Below are 5,952 nucleotides of genomic sequence, written 5' to 3'. Positions count from 1 at the left end.
GATGTGCAATTGCACATCGTAGTTCGATGCTTCGCATCGCCCCGGAATGACGGACGTAGTCCTCGCCATGACGAGACACGCGTGGAGGCCAGATGCAAGCCGAGATGCAGGCCGAGTTGGACAGGGTTATCAGGGCGCTCGGGGAGTTCTACGCGCGCGAGACCTATCTGTTCGAGAAGGATCTCGGCGAGCGCACGCTGACGCACCGGCTGGCGGTGTATCTCGAAAGGCAATTCCCCGGCTGGCAGGTCGATTGCGATTACGACCGTCTGGGCGAGCGCACGCTGCGGATGCCGAAGGGCAGCATCGTCTCGACCGACGATCATCTCGGAAAATCCGTTTATCCCGATATCGTCGTGCACCGGCGCGCCGTTCCCGACAATTTGCTCGCGATCGAAGTGCGCAAGGCCAGCAATCATCAGCCGCCCGAACATGACCGGCAAAAGCTGTGCGCGCTGACCGATCCGTATCTGTGGTTCGCCTATGGAATGGGGGTTTCTCTGACGCTTGCGAAAACGAGTGTCACATCGGACGTGTATATCGGCGGGGCGCGCAACCAGCCCTTGTCCGACTGGTTGTCCGAGCGGCTGAAGGGCGCGGGCCTTAGTTGAATCTTGGGTGAATCTTGGGTGAATGACGGCGCCTTTATCGGCAAAAGATTAAAGGAAAGTTTAGTTCTCGCACCGTAAATTTGGACAGCAATCTGTTGAAACATTGGATCTGGGTGATGGCCGACGACCTCTTCGGTGACATGGATGTGGAATATGCGACGACCGTTGCCGATCGGGCTATTCGGTCGATGTCGCAGCAATCCGTGCCGGTCACGCCGGGCAATTTCTCGGTCTGGTTCGACTATGCGATGGGCACGTCGCCGGCGCTGCGCAAGACCATCGATATCCTGATCGGCAACAAGCGCAAATTCGATGCCTCGATCAATCGCGAACTCTATGCGACGTTCGTCAAGCCCCAGTCCGATGCTGAAGTTGACCTTCCGGAACAACTGCAAAACCTGATATCCAACGCCCGGGAATTTCTCGCCACCGCGATCTCCGATAATCGTAGCCAGATCGAGACACTCGGAGAGGTCACGTCACAGGCTCAGACCAGCAGCGATCCGAGATCGATCATCGAGAAGCTGGTGGATGAACTCGCCAGGGCGAACGCGCGGGCCGCGGCGCTGGAAACCAATTTCATCGCGAGCACGGAAGAGCTCGACAGAATCCGCGACTCGCTGAAAGCCGCCGAGGAGCGTTCCAACACCGATCCGCTCACCGGGCTGGCGAACCGGCGCTCGATGGACGCGTTCTTCCGTTCGGCGCAGATCGCCGCGATGGAAGGCGACGAGCCGCTCAGCATCCTGATGATCGACATCGATCACTTCAAGAAGTTCAACGACACCTATGGCCATCAGGTCGGAGATCAGGTGCTTCGGCTGGTGGCCAAGGTGTTGCAGGAAAACGTGCGCGACAGCGATTTTGCGGCCCGCTATGGCGGCGAAGAGCTGATCGCCGTGCTGCGCGGTACCGATCTCGCGGCTTGCGTGGAGGTCGCCGAACGGATTCGCCTTCGCATTGCCGAAGCGCGCCTGACCCGGCGCACCACGGGCCAGGCGATATCGAGCATCACGGTTTCAATCGGCGTCGCGCAATTCCGGCTGGCGGAATCCGCCGAGGCGATGATCGATCGCTGCGATCGCGGCCTCTATGAGGCGAAGCGGCTGGGGCGCAACCGGACGGTCACGGAAAACGACATCGAAGGCGAGACCGCCGCCGCCTGATTCGATTGGTCACGTGACAGTAGGCGCGGTGCTGGTTCCCGCCAACACCGGCTCAGCCCGCGCCCCTGAGCTTGCACGACGTGTAACAGGTGATGTCATTGCCGGTCATGCAGGTCTTGCAGACATCGACGCACTGATCGAGTTTCTTGGCGTCGAAATAGCCATAGCGGCGGGCGATGCACGCCCGTTGCTGGTCGGTGTACTCGACCTCCCGCGAACAGGCCGCAAGGCTGGCCGTTATCGCCACCTGGACAATGAGGCTTCGCAACTGCATGGCGCGGTCTCCGGCCAAGGAATGCACAACGCGCTGGGGCCGCCAAATGTTCCCCCAAGACTTGCCCTTCGTTCGTCCGCGTCGTTCTTCCATGGCGTTCATCCACGTCGCTCATCCCCGCCGATCAACGGCGCGGTATCCAACGGACGGACCGGACGTTCGTCGATCGTGCCCGGAACAGGTGGGCAGTCAAGAAAAATCCGGCGCTTGCATCCGGTCCGTCAGCCGCCGCATGTGAGGCTGCGACCGGGCCGGCTCTGATGCCGCCGGCAACCCGGCCAACCGACGCCGCAAATCACACGCCGATAACCAGTTGGTGTCTTCAAACCAACGTGTACCGGCAGCCGCGCCGGATCACGTTCAATTCAGCCGAATGAAATCCAATTTAATGGCCGCGGTGGAAAGAGACTCCTACACCCGCGTCGTTCGCGTCGGCGCTCAGCCGACAACACGGAGAAAATCAAATGACCAACATCAAGACACTCAGCGCTGCGATAATTTTTTGCGCTACCGTCGCCACGCCGGTGTTCGCCCAGGATGCGGATGCCATCGCGCCGAAAGCCGCGACGACCCATCATGTCCGGGTCCATGTCCGGAATTATCGAGGCGCGTATAATCAGGTGAATGAGCCCGCCTACGCCGCTCCACGATCGAACACGGACAACTTTGGCTTTGGTGGAAGGGACCCGTCGCGCGTCGGCGGCATGGATCCGGATCTCAACCCGCCGAGCTGATTCACGCGACCGGGACATGGAGAACATATCCAGGGATATGTTCTCATGTCCCGCCGGGGGAAAGTAAAAGTGGGTCGAGGTAAAAGGGCTTCGACCATGAGCGCCGGTCAGAGCCGTCTGCCGGAAGAATCCGGCGCTCACATCCAGTCGATCACATCCAGCGTGTGCGGCTCTGATGGCAGATAGGCGAGCCCTGTTGCCAGCAGCAGCGAGACCAGCAAGCCGACGCCGCAAAACAGGGCAATCGTCTTGAAAATATCGAGATCGGGCGAGTCCGCGTAAATCACGTTCACCAACAAGGCTTTTGCAATTGCAGTCATTGTGCGCTCCCTGACCGGTCGATAGCGCCGTCAATACCAGCATTGGGTTTCGTTGCGATTGTGTGGCCCGTGAAAACAGTTTCGTTCTCGTTTCAAAACTGTTTCGTGGCGCCTTAGAGCATGATCCGGAAAAGTGGAAACCGGTTTTCCCTCGCGACAAACGCCAGAGGCGTTTGCGCGGAGATCATGCTCTAAGCGAATCAGAAAAGCGCGCGTCCGGTTCGTGTTTCCGCACCCGGCAGTTCACGGATCACGCCCGCTTGAAGTGTTTCGTTCTCCGATCACACCCGGTTGAAGTCTCTAACATCGAATTTAATGGTGACTGTGAAATGAAGTTCTATGTTTGCTTCGTCATCACGATAGCAACAGGATCAAATCAATGACCAAGTTTAAAACATTAAGTGCTGTAATGATTCTTTCCGCCGCAATTGCCACGCCGGTGTTCGCCCAGGACGCGGACGTGCAGCAGCCCAGCCCGGCTACTCATGTCCGATCCCATGATCGGTCGAACTATCGCAGCGCGTACAATCAGTCGAATGCGGCCGTCTATGCTGCCCCGCGCCGGGACGCCGACACCGAGGATTTCGGCTTTAGCGGACGGGATCCGTCCAGAGTGGGTGGCGAAGATCCGGATCTGCGTCCCGCCGGAAACTAATGCAAGCCATCGGAACGACGGAACATATCCAAAGGTATGTTCCGTTTGCCCCGCGATATGGTCCCGGGACATTTCCAATGTCCCGGGAATATTTATCTGGATTGATTGCGCGATTGCACGGACCACGACCGTGGTGACAGTGCAGCTGATGTCGCCGACTATGGCAGCGTAGCCTTTTCATGATCCCGATGCGGGATCGCTCTCAACACAAGAACTTCTACCTCGCGGCCGTGCGTCCTGGGCAACCCGGCACTGGCTTGGCCGAGGTCTTCTTTTGTTATTTGCATTTCATCGTGAATATCTTTTGCGGACTGCACAATCGCAGGGTGTCACGCCCGCGTGATGTTTCTAAATTGGAATTTAGCCGGGGATACCGGAACATGCTTCGTAACCGCGGGTTTTCTCCATGAACTACCAGAACGACAGCCCAACCAACGGAGAAACCCGATGACCAGCCTCAAAACACTCAGTGCAATTGTTGTTCTTTCCGCCGCCATCGCGACCCCGGCGTTCGCTCAGGACGCGGGCATGCGCGGGGACCGAACTCAAAGTGAATGGAATTTTCGCCAGGCGCATAATCAGTCGATGACGCCCTATTTAACCAGTGACGAATATCGGAACCTGGAGAACTTCGGCTTCAGCGGACGGGACCCGTCGAGGGTAGGCGGCGAAAGCCCGAGCCTCAATCCCGCGAACTGATGTGCTGCGAGCTATGTCTTGATCGGCTGCTTCCGGGACAACCCGGAAGCAGCCATCCATCGGCCAGCCCGGCAAACCCGATTTTTTGCGCTCTTTAAAATGCAGCACCACCTCCATCCCGAGAAGGGTTGGGGGTGGTGCCGCATTGTGATTCCGGGAGCCAACCAACGAAGGCGGGTTTGCCAGTCACGGTCGGTTGAGGTTTCTAATGTGGAATTTAGGCGCTGATTCCGGAACGCCTTCACTGAAACCGGGTTTGCTCCTGACAACAGGAGGAAACCAAATGTTAAAATTCAGAATCGTGAGCGCGGCTTTATTTGTTGCCGCTGTAATCGCCAGCCCGGCCTTGGCCGCCGGTGACGAGGGTGGCGGTCCGATCGGGCCGGGAAGCCGCAACGGTTTGACGCCACAGCCCGGCGTCACCCGCCACCATGTCCTGGCCCATCATCGACACGGTTTTCGCGGAGCCTACAACCGATGGAACGGGCACTACGATCCCGAGTTTCAACGCAATCGGGAGGACTTCGGCTTCAGTGGCCGCGATCGCTCGCGGGTCGGCGGCGAAACCCCGTCGGTTCATCCGGGAGACTAGAGCATGATCCGGAAAAGTGGAAACCGGTTTTCCGAAAAGATCATGCTCAAACAATTAGATGGGCGACGAGCATGATTCAACCCAGTTGAATCATGCTCCAGCTTCCAGGCGGTGGAAGTCGGGCCGCCGCTTCCACCGCCACAGCTCCATCGCTACAAATGTGAGAAAACCGCCCATGACGAAAATGGTAACGCTCGGCACAATACTGGTTGTTGTCGCCATCGCTGCTCCGGCATTGGCTCAGGATGATGACGCCCTGGGGCCGGGCAACCGCTACGCCTACGGTTTGAAACCGCAGCGGCCGCATTACAGCACCAGCTGCCTTCAAGGTCCGGGGTTCGGGCAGCCCTGCCCGGGACCGCTTTATGGCTGGAGCGTCGGCAGGGACCGGTCGAGGGTCGGAGGCGTGGCGCCGTCGCTGCGGCCGTCGGGAAGCTGATTCAAACCAGGCTCTAATGCGCGATGCCTTCGCGATCAAACAGCGCCATCAAGGTGCCGGTCATGGTCGCGACCAGTTTCTCCTTGCCTTCCTCCACCGCGAATGCCTGCGCGTCACAGACGGTGATGGTTCGGCCGGGCTTGACGACGCGCGCCCGAAACAGAAAATAATCGCCCCGCGCCGGGGCGATGAGGTTGGTCTTGAATTCGACGGTCAGCACCGCCGCGTCGTTCGGCATCAGCGAGAAAGCGGCATAGCCGCAGGCGGTATCGAGCGCGGTCGTGATGATACCCGCGTGGATAAAACCATGCTGTTGCGTATACGCGGCGGCGTACGGCATTCTCAATTCGACCTCGCCGGCCTTCAGGCCGGTAATTTCAATGCCCAGCGTCGCCATGGCGGTCTGGCGCGCGAAGCTGGTGCGGACCCGCGCCTCGAAATTGGCATCCTTCGGATCGAATT

Annotated in this window: 10 protein-coding genes; 7 read left to right on the top strand and 3 right to left on the bottom strand. The window is 59.0% G+C overall.

Annotation, left to right across the window (positions count from 1 at the left end; all coding sequences use genetic code 11):
* Positions 1-104: 104 nt before the first annotated feature.
* Complete coding sequence (locus ABR948_RS27680) at positions 105-611, top strand: hypothetical protein (protein WP_428124185.1); 507 nt, start codon at positions 105-107, stop codon at positions 609-611.
* 188 nt (positions 612-799) lie between these two features.
* On the top strand, positions 800-1,777 hold the full coding sequence (locus ABR948_RS27675; RefSeq protein WP_428124183.1) for a GGDEF domain-containing protein: 978 nt from the start codon (positions 800-802) through the stop codon (positions 1,775-1,777).
* A gap of 52 nt (positions 1,778-1,829) precedes the next feature.
* Here ABR948_RS27675 and ABR948_RS27670 read toward each other — a convergent pair whose 3' ends face one another.
* Positions 1,830-2,051 (bottom strand): hypothetical protein, encoded by a 222-nt coding sequence (locus tag ABR948_RS27670; RefSeq protein WP_428124182.1) that lies wholly within the window; start codon positions 2,049-2,051, stop codon positions 1,830-1,832.
* A gap of 464 nt (positions 2,052-2,515) precedes the next feature.
* Here ABR948_RS27670 and ABR948_RS27665 point away from each other — a divergent pair, with 464 nt between their 5' ends.
* Entirely contained in the window at positions 2,516-2,785 is a 270-nt protein-coding gene (locus ABR948_RS27665) for a hypothetical protein (RefSeq protein WP_428124180.1), read from the top strand.
* A gap of 137 nt (positions 2,786-2,922) precedes the next feature.
* On the opposite strand, the gene ABR948_RS27660 is transcribed toward ABR948_RS27665, so the two are convergent.
* Positions 2,923-3,105: a hypothetical protein gene (locus ABR948_RS27660; protein WP_428124178.1), complete on the bottom strand. Its 183-nt coding sequence runs from the start codon at positions 3,103-3,105 to the stop codon at positions 2,923-2,925.
* A 379-nt stretch (positions 3,106-3,484) separates the two neighbouring features.
* On the opposite strand from ABR948_RS27660, the gene ABR948_RS27655 reads away from it, so the two are divergent.
* From ABR948_RS27655 to ABR948_RS27640, 4 genes are all read left to right on the top strand, one after another.
* On the top strand, positions 3,485-3,760 hold the full coding sequence (locus tag ABR948_RS27655) for a hypothetical protein (protein WP_428124176.1): 276 nt from the start codon (positions 3,485-3,487) through the stop codon (positions 3,758-3,760).
* 447 nt (positions 3,761-4,207) lie between these two features.
* On the top strand, positions 4,208-4,459 hold the full coding sequence (locus tag ABR948_RS27650) for a hypothetical protein (protein ID WP_428124174.1): 252 nt from the start codon (positions 4,208-4,210) through the stop codon (positions 4,457-4,459).
* 283 nt (positions 4,460-4,742) lie between these two features.
* A complete protein-coding gene (locus ABR948_RS27645; RefSeq protein WP_428124172.1) occupies positions 4,743-5,051 on the top strand; it encodes a hypothetical protein in 309 nt (102 codons plus the stop codon).
* A 175-nt stretch (positions 5,052-5,226) separates the two neighbouring features.
* Positions 5,227-5,490, top strand: a complete 264-nt coding sequence (locus ABR948_RS27640; protein ID WP_428124170.1) for a hypothetical protein — start codon at positions 5,227-5,229, stop codon at positions 5,488-5,490.
* 13 nt (positions 5,491-5,503) lie between these two features.
* Here the strand turns inward: ABR948_RS27640 and ABR948_RS27635 are convergent.
* Positions 5,504-5,952, bottom strand: a 449-nt coding sequence (locus tag ABR948_RS27635) for a PaaI family thioesterase (protein WP_428124168.1), incomplete at its 5' end; no start/stop codon positions are given.

The sequence above is a fragment of the Bradyrhizobium sp. genome, assembly GCF_050014615.1.
Lineage (GTDB): Bacteria > Pseudomonadota > Alphaproteobacteria > Rhizobiales > Xanthobacteraceae > Bradyrhizobium.
Note: the sequence above shows the minus strand (reverse complement) of the source record. Positions and strands in the feature narration are given on the sequence as shown.

Excerpts from the sequence above, each read along its gene's own strand:
- ABR948_RS27665 (WP_428124180.1), top strand. The coding sequence starts at position 2,516 with ATGACCAACATCAAGACACTCAGCGCTGCGATAATTTTTTGCGCTACC.
- ABR948_RS27680 (WP_428124185.1), top strand. The coding sequence starts at position 105 with ATGCAGGCCGAGTTGGACAGGGTTATCAGGGCGCTCGGGGAGTTCTAC.
- ABR948_RS27660 (WP_428124178.1), bottom strand. The coding sequence starts at position 3,105 with ATGACTGCAATTGCAAAAGCCTTGTTGGTGAACGTGATTTACGCGGAC.
- ABR948_RS27655 (WP_428124176.1), top strand. The coding sequence starts at position 3,485 with ATGACCAAGTTTAAAACATTAAGTGCTGTAATGATTCTTTCCGCCGCA.
- ABR948_RS27650 (WP_428124174.1), top strand. The coding sequence starts at position 4,208 with ATGACCAGCCTCAAAACACTCAGTGCAATTGTTGTTCTTTCCGCCGCC.
- ABR948_RS27670 (WP_428124182.1), bottom strand. The coding sequence starts at position 2,051 with ATGCAGTTGCGAAGCCTCATTGTCCAGGTGGCGATAACGGCCAGCCTT.
- ABR948_RS27645 (WP_428124172.1), top strand. The coding sequence starts at position 4,743 with ATGTTAAAATTCAGAATCGTGAGCGCGGCTTTATTTGTTGCCGCTGTA.
- ABR948_RS27675 (WP_428124183.1), top strand. The coding sequence starts at position 800 with ATGTCGCAGCAATCCGTGCCGGTCACGCCGGGCAATTTCTCGGTCTGG.
- ABR948_RS27640 (WP_428124170.1), top strand. The coding sequence starts at position 5,227 with ATGACGAAAATGGTAACGCTCGGCACAATACTGGTTGTTGTCGCCATC.